Below are 16,210 nucleotides of genomic sequence, written 5' to 3' on the forward strand. Positions count from 1 at the left end.
CCATACAATCCTTACAGACTTTCATCGGTTTGATTCTCGTATTCTCTGATAAGCTTGGCACGTTTTTCACTGGCATCAATGTTCAGTACAAGCGCGATGGCTACGGATAATACCAGTAGACTGTTCCCACCTTGTGAAAGGAAGGGGAAGGTTACCCCTGTAGAAGGAATCAACCCTGAAATCCCACCGATATTGACAAAGACCTGAACAAGGATCATCCCTCCGACACCAATAGCAACCATGGAGTTAAAAGGATCCTTTGCTCGAATACCAACCAAGATGATTCGCAAAATCAAGAAGAAGAGTAGAGCCAAAATCATACTGGCTCCAACGAATCCAAACTCCTCTATAACGATTGAAAAGACGAAATCCGTATGGGCTTCTGGCAGATAACCACGCTTCTCGATAGAATTTCCCAGTCCCAGTCCGAACCAGCCTCCATTTACCATGGCATAGTAGGAATTTGCGAGCTGGTGTCCTGCCCCCGCCAAATCATTAAAGGGATTAAAGAAGGCACTAAAACGTTTAGCAACGTAACCAAATACAGGAATTTGAGAGAACTTTTCAACCCCAACAAAGCGAATGACAGACAAGACTAACATTGAGCTCCCTGCCAAGAGAGCCAGAATGGTCGAGAACCAACGATAGGCGATTCCACTAACCGTATACATGATGAGCGCCACCAAGACCAAGATGGTCGCATTTCCCAAGTCTGGGAAAATTCCCAGGCTACCAATCAGAACCAGCAGAACAAAACGCCAGTCATTAAAAGCTCGAGGTAGCCACTGATTCTGTGTCAAAACCTGGAAGTCATAAACCGCAATCTCATCTTGTTGTTTTGAAAATCGATGTGCCAGGTACCAGATGATGATAATCTTAAGGTATTCCGCAGGCTGAATCGTTACAGGTCCTACAGAGATCCATCCGTATGCTCCATTGACAGGTGTTCCGACCAGTCGCGCCAGAGCTAAAAGAACCATCTCCACAATCATTACGATAAAAATAAGACGTCCATTTCTTAGGAAACCTAATTTTAATTTATAGATTAAGGCAATCAGAATCAAACTAGCTATCCAGAAGATCCCCTGGTTACGCACCAATTGAAAGGCACTTTTTCCTTCTTCGATCAAGGTTGCACTCGTTGTTGAGTACACTACAATCAGCCCCAAAATCGATAAAAGGAAGTAAGGAATCAAAATGGAATAGTTTAGTAGGTGCCTTTTACTAATTTTCATATTTCACCACTCTAATAGGAACAGACGCTTCTGTTCCCAATTCCGTTTTATTTTCTAGTTTTGATTGCTATTATACCACTTTTTCAGAAAGAAAAAAACTCTTATCCTTTAATCCTTCGAATTTTACTCATTTTCTAGGATCAGGTATAAAAAAACAAATCTCTTTTGAGATTTGTTTTTTGCTTTCTTAGTTAGATGAAGAGCTGCTGCTTGAACTTGAGTCACCACCACCGATGTATTGGGTGAAGATGTTTTGGAAGGCTTGGTCTTTAACCTTGATGTTTGCTGCTTGCAATTCTTTACCAATTACTCCTTGAACAAAGGCTGAATCATTTTGTTTCTGAGTCAAGATGATGGTCTTCAATTTTTCTTTGTAATCCTCTATATTAGAAGATTTTTCTGTTTTCTTCGTTACTTTGATGATGTAGAACTGACTGCTGTAGGCTTGTGTTCCAGTAGCTGTAATCACATCAGAAACCCCGTTCACATCCAAGGCAAAGGCTGCTTTCTTGACTTGTTCTGGAAGTTCTGTAGAAGCAGAGTCAAAAGTGATTTCTCCACCATTTTCTTTTGTTTTGTCGTCGTTAGAGTTGTCTTTTGCCAACTGAGCAAAATCTGCACCTTCTGCTTTAGCTTTCTCAAGTACTTCTTTTGCCTTGTCTTCATTATCCAAACGGATGATTTGAGCTGTTACATCTGGTGTGTAAGACTCAAAAGCTTTTTGGTAAGCTTCGTCTGTCAACTCACTCTCAGCAGCCTTCTTAACTGCCAATTCAACCAATTTGCTAGTGCGGATTTGAGCTTTACGAGTCTCAGGTGTCATACCTGCACGTTGAAGCACGCTGTTGTAGCTATCGCCGTATTTCTTTTGTTCTTCAGCAACGGCATCATCCACATCTTTATCCGTTACCTCTGATCCATATTGTTGTTCAAATACTTTTTGGATGGTCATATTGAGCAAGACTTGTTGTGCAGTTGGATTGTTCTTTACTTCTTCAAAGAATTGATGCTCTGTAATCACATCGCCCTTCATGCTGATCAAATCTTTTCCTTCAGAACTGTTTGAACAAGCTGCAAGTGTTGCTACTGATAAAAGTGTGATGGCTCCTGCCATAAGTTTTTTCTTCATTTTTACTCCTTTTACGGTAAGTGTTACCTTATCTATTTTACTATAATTTCTTAAATTTTTCTGAAAATCATTCGCTCTCAGGAAGCTCTACTTCTGCTAGATTCTTTCGTAGCATGAGAATACCATCTCCAAGTGGAACTAGAGTTGCTGTTAAACCTGGATTGTCCAAAGTTGCGTCGAAAAGTCTTTGCAAACCACGGTAAATGGTTCGTTGACCACGGCGGACTTCCATGATGTCCTTGGCAACATCTCCTCCTTGGAAAATATCATCCAAGACCACTACTCCACCAACTTCCAAGTGCTTGAGGATTTCTGGTAGAAAGACGATGTACTTGGACTTGGCCGAATCCATAAAGACAAAATCATATGTTTCTGTCAAAGTAGATAAAACATCAACAGCATCACCTTCAAGTAAGGTGATTTGCTTACGACTGTCAAACTGGGCAAAGTTTTCCTTGGCAAAGCCTATCATCTCAAGATTACGGTCAATGGTTGTAATCTTGGCATCTGGCGCATGTTCCGCCATCAAGAGGGCTGAAAAACCAATTGCCGTCCCAATCTCCAAAATGTTCTTGGGCTGTATGGTCTCCATGAGAAATCGAAAATACGCGACCGTTTCATGGGGAATGATGGGAATGTTCTCCTTGCGAGCAAAGGTCTCCAATTCTTTCAAAGAACCTGTCACCTGCTTTTGACGCTGGCGCATGAGTTCAACGATTTCTTCCTTGACGACGGGCCGACGCATATTGTGATTGGCATTTTTACTATAAGACTCTACCATCTTAAGCTAGTCCCAATTTTTCAACAAGGGCTTCAAACTCGTTCAAGCGACGTTCAAAGACTGCAAAGGCATCGTTGAGATAGTCTTCCTTCTCCATATCCACTCCCGCTTTTCTCATGACATTGAGTGGATAGTCTGACTTACCTGCCTTGAGGTAGTCGATATAGCGGTCACGATCTTCTTGACTACCATGGACAATCTTTTCAGCTAAGGCTGAAGCAGCTGCAAAACCAGTTGAATACTGATAAACATAGTAGTTATAGTAGAAGTGAGGAATGCGTGCCCACTCGTATTGGATCTGAGGATTGTCTTCCTTGCTGAGTCCATAGTACTCTTGGTTCAAGTCAGCGTAGAGTTTATTGAGGAAATCACTTGTCAAGACTTCTCCATTTTGGTCTGCTTGGTGGATAGCATGTTCAAACTCAGCGAATTGAGTTTGACGGAAAACTGTTCCACGGAAACCATCTAGGAAGTTATTGAGAATTGCAAAACGAGTCGCATTGTCTTCTACTTCTTCCAACAATTTCTCTGTCAAGATATTTTCGTTAGTCGTTGAGGCAATCTCTGCTAAGAAGATAGAATAATCCCCGTAAACATAAGGCTGAGTTTCACGAGTATAGCTTGAGTGCATACTGTGACCTGTTTCATGGACAAGGGTAAAGAGATTGTCTAGATTGTCCTGCCAGTTGAGAAGCATAAAGGCATTGGTATCGTAAGAACCACCAGAGTAGGCACCAGAACGCTTGCCTTGATTTTCATAGACATCAATCCAACGCTCACTGAAGGCACGTTTGACACGGCTCAAGTAGTCGTCACCCAAGACCGCCAAGGCTTCTTCTGCCTTTTTCAAGGCTTCTTCGTAGGTAAAGCTATAATCTACTGAAGATAGCGGTGTGTAGACATCGTACATCTTGAGGTCGGAAATACCCAAGATTTTAGAACGAAGTTCTAGGTAACGATGCAAGAGTGGCAAATGCTTGCGAACTGCTGCTACTAGATTGTCATAGACACTTTCTGGAACAAAGTTTGCTGCGAGGGCTGCATGGCGAGCACTCTTATAGTTGCGAACTTTTGCTCGGTAGTTTTGCACCTTAACATTTGTCTGCAAAGTCTTAGCATAAGTGTGTTGGAATTGCTCATATGTCGCATAAAGGGCTTCATAGGCACCACGACGCACTTCACGGTTTTTAGACTCCATCAAACGGATGTAAGTACCGTGTGAGAGTTGCACTTCCTTGCCTTCGTCATCAAGCACGTATGGGAAGCTAATATCCGCATTGTCCAAAATAGCGAAGGTTTCACTAGCAGAACCAAAGATTTCTCCTGCTCCAGCAAGCAATTCTTCCTCACGTTGTGAAAGAACATGGTCTTTCTTTTGCAAGAGCTTGTCAAAAAAGTGCTTGTAAACTTGGAGTTTTGGTTGAGCTTCTAGGAAGGCCGCATACTCCTCTTCGCTAATATCCATAAACTCAGGTTCATAGAATGAAAAGGCTTGTTCTAACTGACTGTATAGGGTCATTGCCTTAGCATAGTACTCTTGATACTTGGCTTCACGCGTGTCCTGGTCATTTTTCATATGCGCATAGACATAAAGTTTTTCAACTTGGCGTTCCAAGTCGAGTGAGAATTCTGTGATCTCAAGCAAACTGTCTGCGCTATCCAAGAGATGCCCCTCATACTGGGACGCTGTTTGTACTTTTTCAGTTAAATCTTTCAAGGCTTCTTCCCAAGCCTGGTCTGTTGGGTAGATTGTTGAAAGATCCCATGTATCTTTTTCATTTATTTCATGTCGTTGTAAAACCATAAGATTCCTCCATCCTTTCTATTTTACCACATTTTTTGAGAAATATAAGTGATAAAAGGCTGGTGGATAGAGCTTTTGGAGATTATTTTTCTGATTTTTTTGATAGTAAGCCTGAAAATTTCTATAATAGCTAGCCAAATCCGTTTCAATCTGCAAAAAATCACCTGATGCTATCGGTCTGACCTGGGGATACCAGTCGTCAAGTTGACGGTTTAATAGATTGTCTCCTTGATAATAAGCTTCCTCCTGTTTTTTCATCCAGTAGGGCGTTTGATAGTACAACTGCTGGCGAATGTAGTGACAGATAGTTGAATCTTGCACAACTGCAAAACGAGGCAGTTTTTGTTTCTGATAAGGAAATCGTAGAATTTCCAAGAGATTTCCTTGACCATAGGGAAATTCTTTGACCTGAAAATGAAGCTTGCCACGTAGGTCCTGATGCAGAAGATATTTGAGTCTCAAAATTTTCCTTTTGAGATCCAGTTCCCAAACAAAGAAACCCATATTTTGACTAAAATAGAGAAATCCCCTTTGCAATTGTGTTAATCGCTCTTTTAACCAGAGTTTTTCTCCCAGTAGCCAGATAACCTGATAGCCCTGGCTGCGGTATCCTTGACTTCTATCGCCTAAAAGCTTTTGAGACAAGGGACTGCACTGAACTTCTAGTGCTAGTTTCCCATTGACGAGAACATCCGCAACCTGCTGAATCTCGGGCAGACTATATTCCAAGGCGACCTGATTGTCCTTCTTGGCCCAATGATAAAGGGCCTCTTTGTTGCCCATGTGTTCTGGACTTTCATTCTCGAAAATAGCGATGCAATCCCTTAACCTTTCATGGGCAAAGTGCGTTCGAATACTCTGTCCTTGGCGTAATCGTAGTCTGCCCCCACAGGCTGGACAAGTATAAGCTTGCTTGGTCACATCTTTTTCAAGGGCATTCACCAAATTCCCCTTGGCATCTCTGGCTACAAACATGGGCTACCTCCTTTTCTCATTTATTCGAAAAAGAAGAAAAAAAGACTGGAATTCCAGCCTTTCATGATATTATTTCTCATCTTTTTTGTCTCTTAGAATATTTTTTTATCATGGGAATGAGATTGGAAATCTGCTCACTTCTAATGACCAGCACGCCGTATTCCTGGCAGCGATTGGCATAAACAGGATTGATTTTCCCCGTACAGACAATTAGCTTGAGGCAACTCTCCCCAGCAAAATGATTAGCGTAAACTTCTAGTTCATTGATGGCTTCGACTGATAAATCTGTCATCTTGCAGGAGATAAAGGTAATCGAGCGTCCCTTTCTCAGAATGACATCAATCTCATTTTGAACATTGTCTGCCTCTGGAAAGATGCCATTCCAATCAATCTCACCACCTATCATGCACTCATCAAACAGCTGAGACTCAAGTGCCAAGAGATAGAGATATACCTCTAAAATATGTCCCTTGTTGCGGCAAAAGACTTGAGCTTCTTGACTTGGAAAGCTGTATGCTACTCGTTTCTTGCCTTCGCTTTCCATACAAAGCATCCCCGCTTCCACAAGTAAAGGGATAAGGGATTCTGGGTAGTGATAATACTTGCCGTTGTTTTCCAGTATCTTTTCGGTCTCAGCATGCAGGTCATTGGTCTTAGCTAGAGAGAAAAATTGGGTCACCTGATACCAGTGGGCAGGGTTGGCAATGGCAGAGCTGGCTAGTTTTTTGATGGCTGCAATTTGCTTAACTGAGTGGATAGGGCGTTTTGATTTGAGCATTTTTCCACCACGCAAGGCTATCAGCTGTTGGATGTTTAGGGTTGGAATGTCCAAATCTTCTTTTTCTAACTGACCGGCTACCCACTTGTATTGTTTTCCTCGCTCGACATCCATGGCAACGATGGGGAGGTGGCGATCCAAGCCGTATTGATAGAGAGATAAAGCTAGTAGCGAATCCCCACCAAAAACATCGAGAAGGACTTGGTCATAGCATGCTAGGCAATAATCTAACTGATCCGCTAGTTGTTCTAAGGATAACTGACGAAAGGTCACTCGTTGGATATGAGGCACCTCTTCCATGATGAACTGACGGAGAGAGAGTTTTTCATTATTGCTTATTTTCGTCAAAGAAAGGAAGAGAATCTCGTCACAATCACTGATAAAGGCCTGGTAGACATTCTTTTCCAATACATGCCGATCATACAATTCCACCAAAAGACTCGTCATTGGACCACCTCCATCATCTACACTTTCTCAAGCCGAGAGAAAAATAATACAGCTCTACTGCTCACATTTCCTACTTCTAGTATAGCATAAAATCCTGCTTCCCCACTCTACCATCGCAAATAAAAATGAATAGAAACCTTGTAAAGTGGTTTCTATTCGCTTGTAAAGATTTGATTTACTTGATTTTCTTGGCTAGCATAGTCGCAAAGCGTAGTTGAATGCGATTACCATTTTCATCACGACGGTGCAGATGTCCTGGGTTTTCATTGTACTTAATCAATTCCCAATCCTTGTAGTAGTCCGCCAACTCCCCTTCTTTAAAAGTGAATGGGAAGTTGATTGAGCAAGGATAATCCTCCGTGTCCATGGCACAGACGATGAGATTGTAGCCACCGACTGTGGTGTGCTCCTGCATATTTTGGATAATAGCTGGAATGCGGTCCGCTTGTAGGAACATCAGAACAACTGTCGATACGATGAAATCATAGTCTTGGCTAATGCTGGCTGAATTGATATCGTATAGTCCGACAGGCATGTCTAGATCCTCTTGCTCTACGATGCTTTGCAAGATTTCAAGGGACAATTCATTTTGATCAACAGCTGTCACATCAAAACCATTCTGTGCAAGAAAGAGAGAGTTACGGCCTTGACCACAACCCAAATCCAAGGCTCTTCCTGGTTTCACCGTCTGCATAGCTTCTAAGACTTCCGAATGGACTGGATTGGTCTGGTATTTCTTAGGGAAATAATCCTCAGGTTTACAATAAAATTCCAAGTACCATTCTACATCGTCTGTTGCAGCCTCTACTCGGTGCCAGGCTTGCGGTTGTGCCATAGGATTGTCAGCTCCTGCCTCAAAGCGGTGCTCAGCTAGAACCTCACCATCTTCAGTCAACTCAATAAACTTGAGTGCCCCCTTCAAGACAGTAATTTTTCCCCAAGTGCCGACTTTAGTATTGTGCTTTTGCTGAACAGCTTCAGGCATGGTCTGTTTATTCCACAAGGGCATCCGTTTATAGGCAATTAATTTTTCCATTTTACTTCCTCTTCTTAACGCTGGTTGACAGCTTTCATCACACGCGCGATGTCGCGGTTTTGTTCACGACGTTTGATAGACTCCCGTTTGTCATAGTCATGTTTCCCTTTAGCAAGTCCTAAAAGGAGTTTAGCATAACCATCTTTAATATAGACTTTAAGGGGAACAAGGGTCATTCCTGTCCCTTTGGTCTCTTGTTCCAATTTTTGAATTTGCTTCTTATGGAGCAGGAGTTTACGACGGCGTTCTGGTTCCTGGTTCCAGATATTACCCTCTTCGTAAGGGGCAATATGAACATTGCTCAGCCAGACTTCCCCATTTTTTACTTGGGCAAAGCCGTCCTTGAGGTTGATTCGAGCAGCTCGAACGCTCTTGATTTCAGTTCCGGTTAGGACCATTCCTGCCTCTAGCGTATCTACGATTGTATAGTCGTGGTGCGCTTTTTTATTTTGTGCGACGACCTTTCCCTCGCCCTTTGCCATGCTTGGCTCCTTTCTTAGCTACTTCTTTGTAAAAAGGTTTCTTGCCTTTTTTCTTTTTATCTTTTTGTGAATGCTTGTACTTATCATTTGAGCGTCCTGATTTTCTCTTGTCTTCCTTCTTGTCTGAACGACGACTTGAACCATGACCTCTGTCTTTGCGCCCAGCTTGTTTCAAGCCTTTTTCGATGACATCAAACTCACTTGGAATATAAGAGAAATCAATCTCTCCCGTCATCTTATCGGCTCTTTCAACTTGAATGCGAATTTGCTGTCCCACACGGAAGGTTGTTCCTGATTTCTCTCCACGGAGAGTCAAATCTCGCTCGTTGAAATGATAAAATTCAGACAAATTGGTAATGTGAATCAAACCTTCGACTGTATTTGGCAATTCAACAAAGAGACCGAATTTGACGATGCTGGATACAACTGCGTCGTACTCTTCACCCACATATTCTTCCATGTACTCAGCCTTTTTCATGGCTTCGACTTCACGCTCAGCCTCGATGGCACGACGTTCACGGTTGGAAGACTGGGTTGCAATCTCTGGAATCACTTGTTCAAAATGCTCTGCTATTTCCTTAGAACGACCATAGTCCCGAATCATACGGTGGACTAGAAGGTCTGGATAACGGCGAATAGGACTGGTGAAGTGAGTGTAATAGTTAGCGGCTAGTCCATAGTGACCGTGATTGTGCTCAGAATAGCGAGCCTGTTGCATAGAACGGAGAAGCATCATGGACAATACATCCGCATAGGGTTCTCCCTCAACAGCACGCATGATGTCTTGGAGAGCCTCTTGGCTAATCTCACTGGCAGTTCCATAAATTCGTAAACCAAAACTAGAGGCGTAATCAATAAACTTCTGAACTTTTTCAGCCTTGGGCTCCTCGTGAATTCGATAGATGAAAGGTAGATCCAACTTGCTAAAGTGCTCGGCAACCGTTTCATTAGCAATCAACATGAAGGACTCAATCATCCGCTCAGCAATACCACGTTGGCGAAGAACGATATCCACAGGCTTGCCTTTTTTATCCACCAGAATCTTAGCTTCGCTGGTATCAAAGTTAAGGGCACCACGCTTCTCACGCATGCTTTCTAGCCTTTCATGAAGCTTGGCCATGAGCTCGATACTTGGAACAATTTTCTTAAACTCTCGTCTCTTTTCCTCATCGCCAGCTAGGATATCATTAACAGCGCTATAGGTCATACGGAAGCTCGTCTTAATAACTGTTTGGGTAATGGTGTAATTAACCACACGACCATGTTTATCAATTTCCATAATAGCAGACTGGGTCAAGCGATCTACTTGAGGATTGAGAGAGCAGATGCCATTTGACAAACGCTCTGGAAGCATTGGAACCACTCGGTCTGTCACATAGACAGAAGTCGCGCGGTTAAGGGCTTCCTTGTCAAGGGCAGAACCCTCGGTCACATAGTAGGAAACATCTGCGATGTGAACTCCGAGTTCGATATTGCCATTCTTTAAAGGCTTGATGTGTACTGCGTCGTCTAAGTCCTTGGCATCCGCACCGTCAATGGTAAAGGTGATTTCATCTCTCAGGTCCAGACGACCTCCCATATCCTTTTGAGACGGAGCTTCTGGCACACTTTCTGCTTCCTTGAGAACAGCTTCTGGAAATTCTGAAACAATATCCATGGATTCCAAGACTTCAAGAACGTCAATCCCAGCATCAGTCGAGTGCCCCACCACGTCTAGCACACTAGCGACAAAGAAATCATGTTTCTTACTTGGGTATTTGTCAATAAAGACCTTGAGAACTTCAGTACCTTCCAACTTGATAGCCGGTTTCTTCACATAAATCGGTTGGCTGATTTTTTGATTTTTGGAACGAATATAGCCAGCATACTTGGGCTTTTCCTGATCCAAAACGATTTGCCCGACAACTGTCGTCAGGCTATGCTCTAAGATATCGATAATTTTTGCTTCTGCAGCAGTTCCCTTGTTGCGGTCAGCAACTTTCTTGATGACCACTTCAACGGTATCGCCATCAATGGCATAGTTGACATCATTTTTCCCTACAAAAAGATCGTCCTCTTCGCCTTCTAGACTGACAAAGCCAAAGCCGTTTTTATGGGCATGAAAAATCCCTTTGAGTGTAATTTCATGTTTCTTCTTTTGGTCCAGACATAAACTACCATCATCTTCAAAACGAATCTGGTGCTTTCTTTCCATCAGAGACAGGGTTTTAATCAACTCACGGAAATCCTTGGACCCATCCTTTCCGAGAGCCTGAGCTAGATCATTTACCGTCACTCGCCCCTTCTCTTGTAAATATTCTTTAATTTTATCTTTCATGTTTTCTTTCTAGATTTTTTAATTTTCTTTTACAGTAAGACCTTCTCAAACATCATTTAATACTCAATAAAAATCAAAGAGCAAACTAGAAAGCTAGTCGCAGGTTGCTCAAAATACCGTTTTGAGGTTGTGGATAGAACTGACGAAGTCAGTAACACATATACGACAAGCCGACGCTGACGTGGTTTGAATTTGATTTTTGAAGAGTATAAAAATAAAAATAGGCAAAGACCTAGTCCTGCCCATTTCTTATCTACTTGATAATACTGTCAATGCTAAGGCAATGGCTAGCCAGAAAAAGACTAAAATACCTGTTAAACGTTGCATCACAGCTTCAAAACCACGCGCTTTACTACGTTCAAACAAATCACCTGAGCTGGCATCAAATACATTGCTGGATTGGTTCTTAGTTGGTTGCATGAAAATCGCAATCACAATCACAACAGATAATACTAATAAAATGGTTAATAATAGGTTATACATATCAAACTCCTTAAAATCCCTATTATTTTACCATAAATTCTACTTAGATTCAAGATGTAAAGTTACTTTTCTTTCCTTTGGACAATATTTTAACACCTCAATCTTGTCTGGATGGGTTTTGGAGTTCTTACTGGTTAGATAATTCATGCTGCCACAAGAGGAGCACTTGAGATTGATTTTTACTCGCACTAGATCTCCTTTACTTTTAATAATGATCTAAATTGCACTAAGTTACATAAACAACTGAAAGCCACACAGGCTGCTGTCGCATAAAAGACAGCATGGTAGCCAAAATATCCTGCAACTGCGGATCCCGCCATAGGTCCGATCACTCCACCAAGGTAAAAAAAGACTTGGTTGAAGGCGAAAATCCTTGAAATACCTGATTTTGGAGTCAATTTGCTAAGAAGGGCATTAACCCCCGGTATGAGAGCTCCCGTTCCCAAACCAAAGAGAAAACGATACAAGCCAAGTTGAAGGGGGCTGGTTGCATGGGCACAAAGTAGGTAAATGATGACGGAATAAATCTGCGCCGCGACCAACAATCTATGATTCCCTACCTTATCGCCAAGTTTTCCTAGAATTCCAGCACTCATCATGCTAGAAAATCCCATGCTGGATACAATCAATCCTGATACGAAGAGGAGATTCTCAGTCTGCCCTAAGTCCCGCACATAGAGAGCTAGAATGGGGCCAATTGATTGAGCTGAAAATTGAATGACAAAGCTCGTCAAAAATAGATTCACTAAAAGCCTAGGATACTTGAAAGAAGAAAATACTTCTTTCGTTGGGATAGCCTTCTCCTTAGCCACTGGCTGAAAATCTTCCTTGATAAAGAAAATGGTTAGGATTGCAGCTAAAAATAGGAAAGCGCCTACCAATAAAAAGACATTGCGAATGCCAAAAATTTCAGCAATAAAGCCTCCAACAAAGGGACCCGTCAGTGTTCCTGCAACAACACCTGTAGATAGAGTTCCCAGAGCCGCTCCCGACTTATCTTTCGGTACCTGACTAGCGATCAAGGCTGTTGCATTGGGGACAAAACCAGTAAATACACCATTGAGCAAGCGCAGAAAGAGTAGCCAATAGATATTCGGAACAAAGGCCAAACCTCCCATGGTAATGGTCATGGCAAGACCTGCTCGAATCATCATGGGTTTTCGACCGTACTTGTCAGCTAGAATACCCCAGATGGGAGAAACTAGAGCTGCTGAAACAGCCGAAACTGAGATGGCTAATCCAGCATAGAAAGCTACTTGATTCCTTTCGATTCCCAACTGCTCTACAAAGATGGGCATGAAAGGAACGACCAAGGAAATGCTGGCGCCCGTTAGAAAACTACCGAACCAGGCGACACGAAGATTCTCTTTCCAACTAATCTCTTGCACAGCTATCGCCTCCTTCAAGTAACTTCACTACTTGAGTCACAAGCTGATCACGACTGCCATTGTTATCTAATATATGACTCGCTAATTTTTTCTTTTCTTCTAAAGACCACTGGGTTGCCAGACGGGACTCTGCTACTTCCTTAGAAAGATAATCCCGTTTCATGAAACGTTCCACCTGAACATCACGGTCCACATAGACCAGCCACGTTTCATCAAACCAAGCACTGTAGTCCTGTTCAAAAAGTAGGGGAATATCCATGAAAAAAATCGCTTCTGTCTGAGCCAACTGGTCTCTCAGTGCAGCCAATTCCTCACGAATAATCTCTCCTTGGGTTTGTTTAGACCATTCCTGCTCCTCAGGATTTGAAAAGATGAGACTAGCCAGGAGAGGGCGATTGAGTTCTCCATTTTCAAGGATTATTTTTTGTCCAAAGTGCTGAACTAAGACCTGATATAGGCGCTCTCCAGGTTTTTGTAGCTGGTGGACGACTGCGTCAGCATCAACCACTTGAAAACCTTGCTCTCTTAGGAAATTTGTCACAGTTGACTTACCTGAGGCAATTCCTCCTGTGATTCCGATGATTTTTCCCATCAGCCCCTCCTTTGACACTGAGGACAAAAATGAGTGCCCCTTCCACCGAGCTGGAATTTCTCAATCACTGTCCCACAGCGGGAACACGCTTGCCCAGTCTTATCATAGACCTGATGGAAGTCCTGCATGGTTCCGTCTTCTCCAAAGGCATTGGTATAGGTTCGAATGGTGGAACCGCCCTTTTCAACTGCCTGTCCCAAAACAACAATGGTCTGGTCATGAATAGCTGACGCTTCTTCTGCAGTCAAAGTTTGGGAAGGTCTAGCTGGATGAACCTGAGCTCGCCAGAGGACCTCATCCACATAGATATTGCCAAGGCCAGCTACCAGGGTTTGGTCTAGTAGATGGGATTTGATAGGCTTTTTAGACTTGGCTAGGGCAGCTTGAAAGACCTGCAAATCAAAGTCCTGCTCTCTTGGCTCAGGCCCTAGTTTTTTAGATACAAAGTAGGCATCCAAAAGGTCGGGTGCCAATAGTTCCATGGTACCAAACTTGCGCACATCCTCATATACAAGAGTGCCGCCATCCTCAAACTGGAAGAAAACATGGGCGTGTTTACGTTCTGGAACTTGGTCTGGATAGTAAAAATATTTTCCCTCCATCCGCAGATGGGAAATCAAAACCTTGTCTGTTAGGTAAAAAAGCAAATATTTTCCACGGCGCCCTATGAACTCAATTACTTGACCAGGCACTTCCTTTCGAAACTCGTCCAAATCTGTCTTAATCATCTTGGGATAACGAATCTCTAGGCTAGAAATCTTCTTTCCCAAGATCAATTTTTCTAAGCCACGACGAACCGTTTCAACCTCTGGTAATTCAGGCATAAATCCTCCTTCTGTAAAAACAAGAAGCAGGCATGAGCCCACCTCTACTTAGTATTCTTTTTCATTATAGCCAAAGTCAGCCAAATCTAGCTTTTTATCACGCCAGTTTTTCTTGACCTTGACCCAAGTTTCTAGGAAAACCTTATCCCCTAGCATGAGTTCGATATCACGACGGGCCATAGTCCCGATTTTCTTGAGCATAGCCCCACCTTTTCCGATGATAATGCCTTTTTGACTATCACGCTCGACCATGATGGTTGCACGGATATGGACCTTGTCTGTCTCTTCATCACGCTTCATAGAGTCGACCACTACTGCGACTGAGTGTGGAATCTCTTCACGTGTCAAATGGAGAACTTTCTCACGAATCATTTCTGAAACTAAGAAACGCTCAGGATGATCTGTGATTTGATCAGCTGGGAAATACTGGAAACCTTCCTCTAGATTTTCACTCAAAATATCGATTAGTCGAGAAACGTTATTTCCCTGAAGGGCTGAGATAGGAACAATTTCCTTAAAGTCCATCTGGTTACGGAAGTCATCAATCTGAGCCAAAAGTTGGTCTGGATGAACCTTGTCAATCTTATTCATCACCAGAATTACAGGAACCTTGGTAGCTTTCAGACGCTCGATAATCATGTCGTCGCCCTTACCACGTGGCTCATCAGCTGGCACCATGAATAGAACAGTATCCACTTCACGAAGAGTACTGTAGGCAGATTCCACCATGAAATCGCCAAGGGCTGTTTTAGGCTTGTGAATCCCTGGTGTGTCAATAAAGACGATTTGCTCCTTATCCGTGGTGTAAATCCCCATGATTTTATTGCGCGTTGTTTGCGCTTTGTCACTCATAATGGCAATCTTTTGCCCCATGACGTGATTTAAAAAGGTTGACTTCCCAACATTGGGACGCCCTAAAATGGCTACAAAGCCTGATTTAAATGTCATAATTTCCTCTTATAGTTTAGAATAGTATATCCCAAATGCGTGGGATAAAGATAAGTGCACCTGTCACTGCAGCAAAAAGAGAGACAACTAGCACGGCTCCTGCTGCCATGTCCTTGGCTTTCTTTGCCAACATAGAAAAGTGATAGTGACTGGCTAGATCCACCACATTTTCAATAGCAGAGTTAATAATCTCAAAGGCTACTACCAAGAAAATGCTCATTAGGAGAAAGAGCCATTCAATTCGTGACACCTGAAAAACAAAACCTGCAAGGATGACTACTAGAGCCGTCACTGCATGTTTTCGCATATTGCGTTCTTCCTTGAAAGCAGTCAGAATTCCTGTAAGGGCAAATTCTAAACTGGATACCAGGTCACGATTTTTCCATTTTCGTTTATTGTCTTGTGAGTCCATAGGCTGTTAATATTTCTTCTTGTAAACCGAACATCTCCGCTTCTTCTTCCGGAGTGTAGTGATCATAGCCGTTGATATGTAAAAAGCCGTGTACTGCCAAGAAGCCCATTTCACGCTCAAAGCTGTGACCGTATTCCTCAGCCTGCTCATGAGCCTTATCGATAGAGATGAACAATTCCCCAATATAGGCATCAAACTCAGACATCATCTCTGCTAATTCAGGATTTTCAAGCAAATCCTCTTCGTCAAAGGCAATTTCCAACTCTGGCTTATATTCAAGGCTGATAACATCTGTCGGACGGTCCGTGTCACGATACTCCAGATTGAGTTCATGGCTACGCTCGTTGGTCACAAAAGTGACTGCCATCTCCTTGTCTTCTTTTCCTATTTTTTTGGCTGCAAATTCCAAAATTTCTTGGGTTTGTTGCAAGATTTCTTGTGAAACTTGACCAGTTTCATCTACCATTTCAATATACATGTACTTCTCGATTCTCTTTACTTGGCTTTATTATACCATATTTCCATGATTTTATTCTACCTTTTTGATATAATACTATGGAATACAATCACAAGGAGAGA

The 16,210-nt window shown here is 42.6% G+C and carries 17 protein-coding genes; all 17 read right to left on the bottom strand.

Annotated elements, in window-relative coordinates:
• Nucleotides 1-11 precede the first annotated feature (11 nt).
• The gene (gene ftsW, locus M1F65_RS03505; protein WP_000703343.1) at nt 12-1,235 is read right to left on the bottom strand and encodes a cell division peptidoglycan polymerase FtsW; all 1,224 of its coding nucleotides are present in this window, start codon (nt 1,233-1,235) and stop codon (nt 12-14) included.
• 187 nt (nt 1,236-1,422) lie between these two features.
• The gene (gene prsA / locus M1F65_RS03510) at nt 1,423-2,364 is read right to left on the bottom strand and encodes a peptidylprolyl isomerase PrsA (protein ID WP_000728080.1); all 942 of its coding nucleotides are present in this window, start codon (nt 2,362-2,364) and stop codon (nt 1,423-1,425) included.
• A gap of 67 nt (nt 2,365-2,431) precedes the next feature.
• Nucleotides 2,432-3,145, bottom strand: a complete 714-nt coding sequence (locus tag M1F65_RS03515) for an O-methyltransferase (RefSeq protein WP_000230408.1) — start codon at nt 3,143-3,145, stop codon at nt 2,432-2,434.
• Nucleotide 3,146: 1 nt separating this feature from the next.
• A complete protein-coding gene (pepF, locus tag M1F65_RS03520; RefSeq protein WP_042902356.1) occupies nt 3,147-4,949 on the bottom strand; it encodes an oligoendopeptidase F in 1,803 nt (600 codons plus the stop codon).
• Between the two features lie 18 nt (nt 4,950-4,967).
• On the bottom strand, nt 4,968-5,924 hold the full coding sequence (locus M1F65_RS03525; protein ID WP_000495881.1) for a competence protein CoiA: 957 nt from the start codon (nt 5,922-5,924) through the stop codon (nt 4,968-4,970).
• Nucleotides 5,925-6,000: 76 nt separating this feature from the next.
• Nucleotides 6,001-7,149: a PDDEXK family nuclease gene (locus M1F65_RS03530; RefSeq protein WP_044020888.1), complete on the bottom strand. Its 1,149-nt coding sequence runs from the start codon at nt 7,147-7,149 to the stop codon at nt 6,001-6,003.
• A gap of 175 nt (nt 7,150-7,324) precedes the next feature.
• On the bottom strand, nt 7,325-8,185 hold the full coding sequence (tehB, locus tag M1F65_RS03535) for an SAM-dependent methyltransferase TehB (protein WP_044020889.1): 861 nt from the start codon (nt 8,183-8,185) through the stop codon (nt 7,325-7,327).
• A gap of 14 nt (nt 8,186-8,199) precedes the next feature.
• The gene (gene smpB / locus M1F65_RS03540; protein ID WP_001051742.1) at nt 8,200-8,667 is read right to left on the bottom strand and encodes an SsrA-binding protein SmpB; all 468 of its coding nucleotides are present in this window, start codon (nt 8,665-8,667) and stop codon (nt 8,200-8,202) included.
• Nucleotides 8,630-10,984 (bottom strand): ribonuclease R, encoded by a 2,355-nt coding sequence (gene rnr, locus M1F65_RS03545; RefSeq protein WP_247925486.1) that lies wholly within the window; start codon nt 10,982-10,984, stop codon nt 8,630-8,632. The genes smpB and rnr overlap by 38 nt, the downstream gene beginning before the upstream one ends.
• Before the next feature lie 249 nt (nt 10,985-11,233).
• Nucleotides 11,234-11,467, bottom strand: a complete 234-nt coding sequence (gene secG / locus M1F65_RS03550) for a preprotein translocase subunit SecG (protein WP_000282517.1) — start codon at nt 11,465-11,467, stop codon at nt 11,234-11,236.
• Nucleotides 11,468-11,506: 39 nt separating this feature from the next.
• Complete coding sequence (gene rpmG, locus M1F65_RS03555) at nt 11,507-11,656, bottom strand: 50S ribosomal protein L33 (RefSeq protein WP_007519517.1); 150 nt, start codon at nt 11,654-11,656, stop codon at nt 11,507-11,509.
• Entirely contained in the window at nt 11,656-12,855 is a 1,200-nt protein-coding gene (gene pmrA, locus M1F65_RS03560) for a multidrug efflux MFS transporter PmrA (RefSeq protein ID WP_042902359.1), read from the bottom strand. The genes rpmG and pmrA overlap by 1 nt, the downstream gene beginning before the upstream one ends.
• Nucleotides 12,842-13,447, bottom strand: a complete 606-nt coding sequence (coaE, locus tag M1F65_RS03565) for a dephospho-CoA kinase (RefSeq protein ID WP_042902360.1) — start codon at nt 13,445-13,447, stop codon at nt 12,842-12,844. Before coaE ends, pmrA begins: the two co-directional genes overlap by 14 nt.
• A complete protein-coding gene (gene mutM / locus M1F65_RS03570; protein ID WP_247925487.1) occupies nt 13,447-14,271 on the bottom strand; it encodes a DNA-formamidopyrimidine glycosylase in 825 nt (274 codons plus the stop codon). The genes coaE and mutM overlap by 1 nt, the downstream gene beginning before the upstream one ends.
• 48 nt (nt 14,272-14,319) lie before the next feature.
• Nucleotides 14,320-15,219, bottom strand: coding sequence for a GTPase Era (gene era, locus M1F65_RS03575; RefSeq protein ID WP_247925488.1), 900 nt, complete (start codon nt 15,217-15,219; stop codon nt 14,320-14,322).
• 16 nt (nt 15,220-15,235) lie between these two features.
• On the bottom strand, nt 15,236-15,631 hold the full coding sequence (locus M1F65_RS03580; protein ID WP_000378180.1) for a diacylglycerol kinase family protein: 396 nt from the start codon (nt 15,629-15,631) through the stop codon (nt 15,236-15,238).
• Nucleotides 15,612-16,109 carry an rRNA maturation RNase YbeY gene (ybeY, locus tag M1F65_RS03585; RefSeq protein WP_215804592.1) on the bottom strand — a complete coding sequence of 166 codons (498 nt, stop codon included), beginning with the start codon at nt 16,107-16,109 and terminating at the stop codon, nt 15,612-15,614. Before ybeY ends, M1F65_RS03580 begins: the two co-directional genes overlap by 20 nt.
• Nucleotides 16,110-16,210: the final 101 nt, after the last annotated feature.

Source organism: Streptococcus oralis, assembly GCF_023109195.1.
GTDB lineage: Bacteria > Bacillota > Bacilli > Lactobacillales > Streptococcaceae > Streptococcus > Streptococcus oralis_BV.

Bases quoted from the DNA above. Each gene is read 5' to 3' on its own strand.
- ftsW (WP_000703343.1), bottom strand. From the start codon at position 1,235: ATGAAAATTAGTAAAAGGCACCTACTAAACTATTCCATTTTGATTCCT.
- prsA (WP_000728080.1), bottom strand. From the start codon at position 2,364: ATGAAGAAAAAACTTATGGCAGGAGCCATCACACTTTTATCAGTAGCA.
- M1F65_RS03515 (WP_000230408.1), bottom strand. From the start codon at position 3,145: ATGGTAGAGTCTTATAGTAAAAATGCCAATCACAATATGCGTCGGCCC.
- pepF (WP_042902356.1), bottom strand. From the start codon at position 4,949: ATGGTTTTACAACGACATGAAATAAATGAAAAAGATACATGGGATCTT.
- M1F65_RS03525 (WP_000495881.1), bottom strand. From the start codon at position 5,924: ATGTTTGTAGCCAGAGATGCCAAGGGGAATTTGGTGAATGCCCTTGAA.
- M1F65_RS03530 (WP_044020888.1), bottom strand. From the start codon at position 7,149: ATGACGAGTCTTTTGGTGGAATTGTATGATCGGCATGTATTGGAAAAG.
- tehB (WP_044020889.1), bottom strand. From the start codon at position 8,185: ATGGAAAAATTAATTGCCTATAAACGGATGCCCTTGTGGAATAAACAG.
- smpB (WP_001051742.1), bottom strand. From the start codon at position 8,667: ATGGCAAAGGGCGAGGGAAAGGTCGTCGCACAAAATAAAAAAGCGCAC.
- rnr (WP_247925486.1), bottom strand. From the start codon at position 10,984: ATGAAAGATAAAATTAAAGAATATTTACAAGAGAAGGGGCGAGTGACG.
- secG (WP_000282517.1), bottom strand. From the start codon at position 11,467: ATGTATAACCTATTATTAACCATTTTATTAGTATTATCTGTTGTGATT.
- coaE (WP_042902360.1), bottom strand. From the start codon at position 13,447: ATGGGAAAAATCATCGGAATCACAGGAGGAATTGCCTCAGGTAAGTCA.
- mutM (WP_247925487.1), bottom strand. From the start codon at position 14,271: ATGCCTGAATTACCAGAGGTTGAAACGGTTCGTCGTGGCTTAGAAAAA.
- era (WP_247925488.1), bottom strand. From the start codon at position 15,219: ATGACATTTAAATCAGGCTTTGTAGCCATTTTAGGGCGTCCCAATGTT.
- M1F65_RS03580 (WP_000378180.1), bottom strand. From the start codon at position 15,631: ATGGACTCACAAGACAATAAACGAAAATGGAAAAATCGTGACCTGGTA.
- ybeY (WP_215804592.1), bottom strand. From the start codon at position 16,109: ATGTATATTGAAATGGTAGATGAAACTGGTCAAGTTTCACAAGAAATC.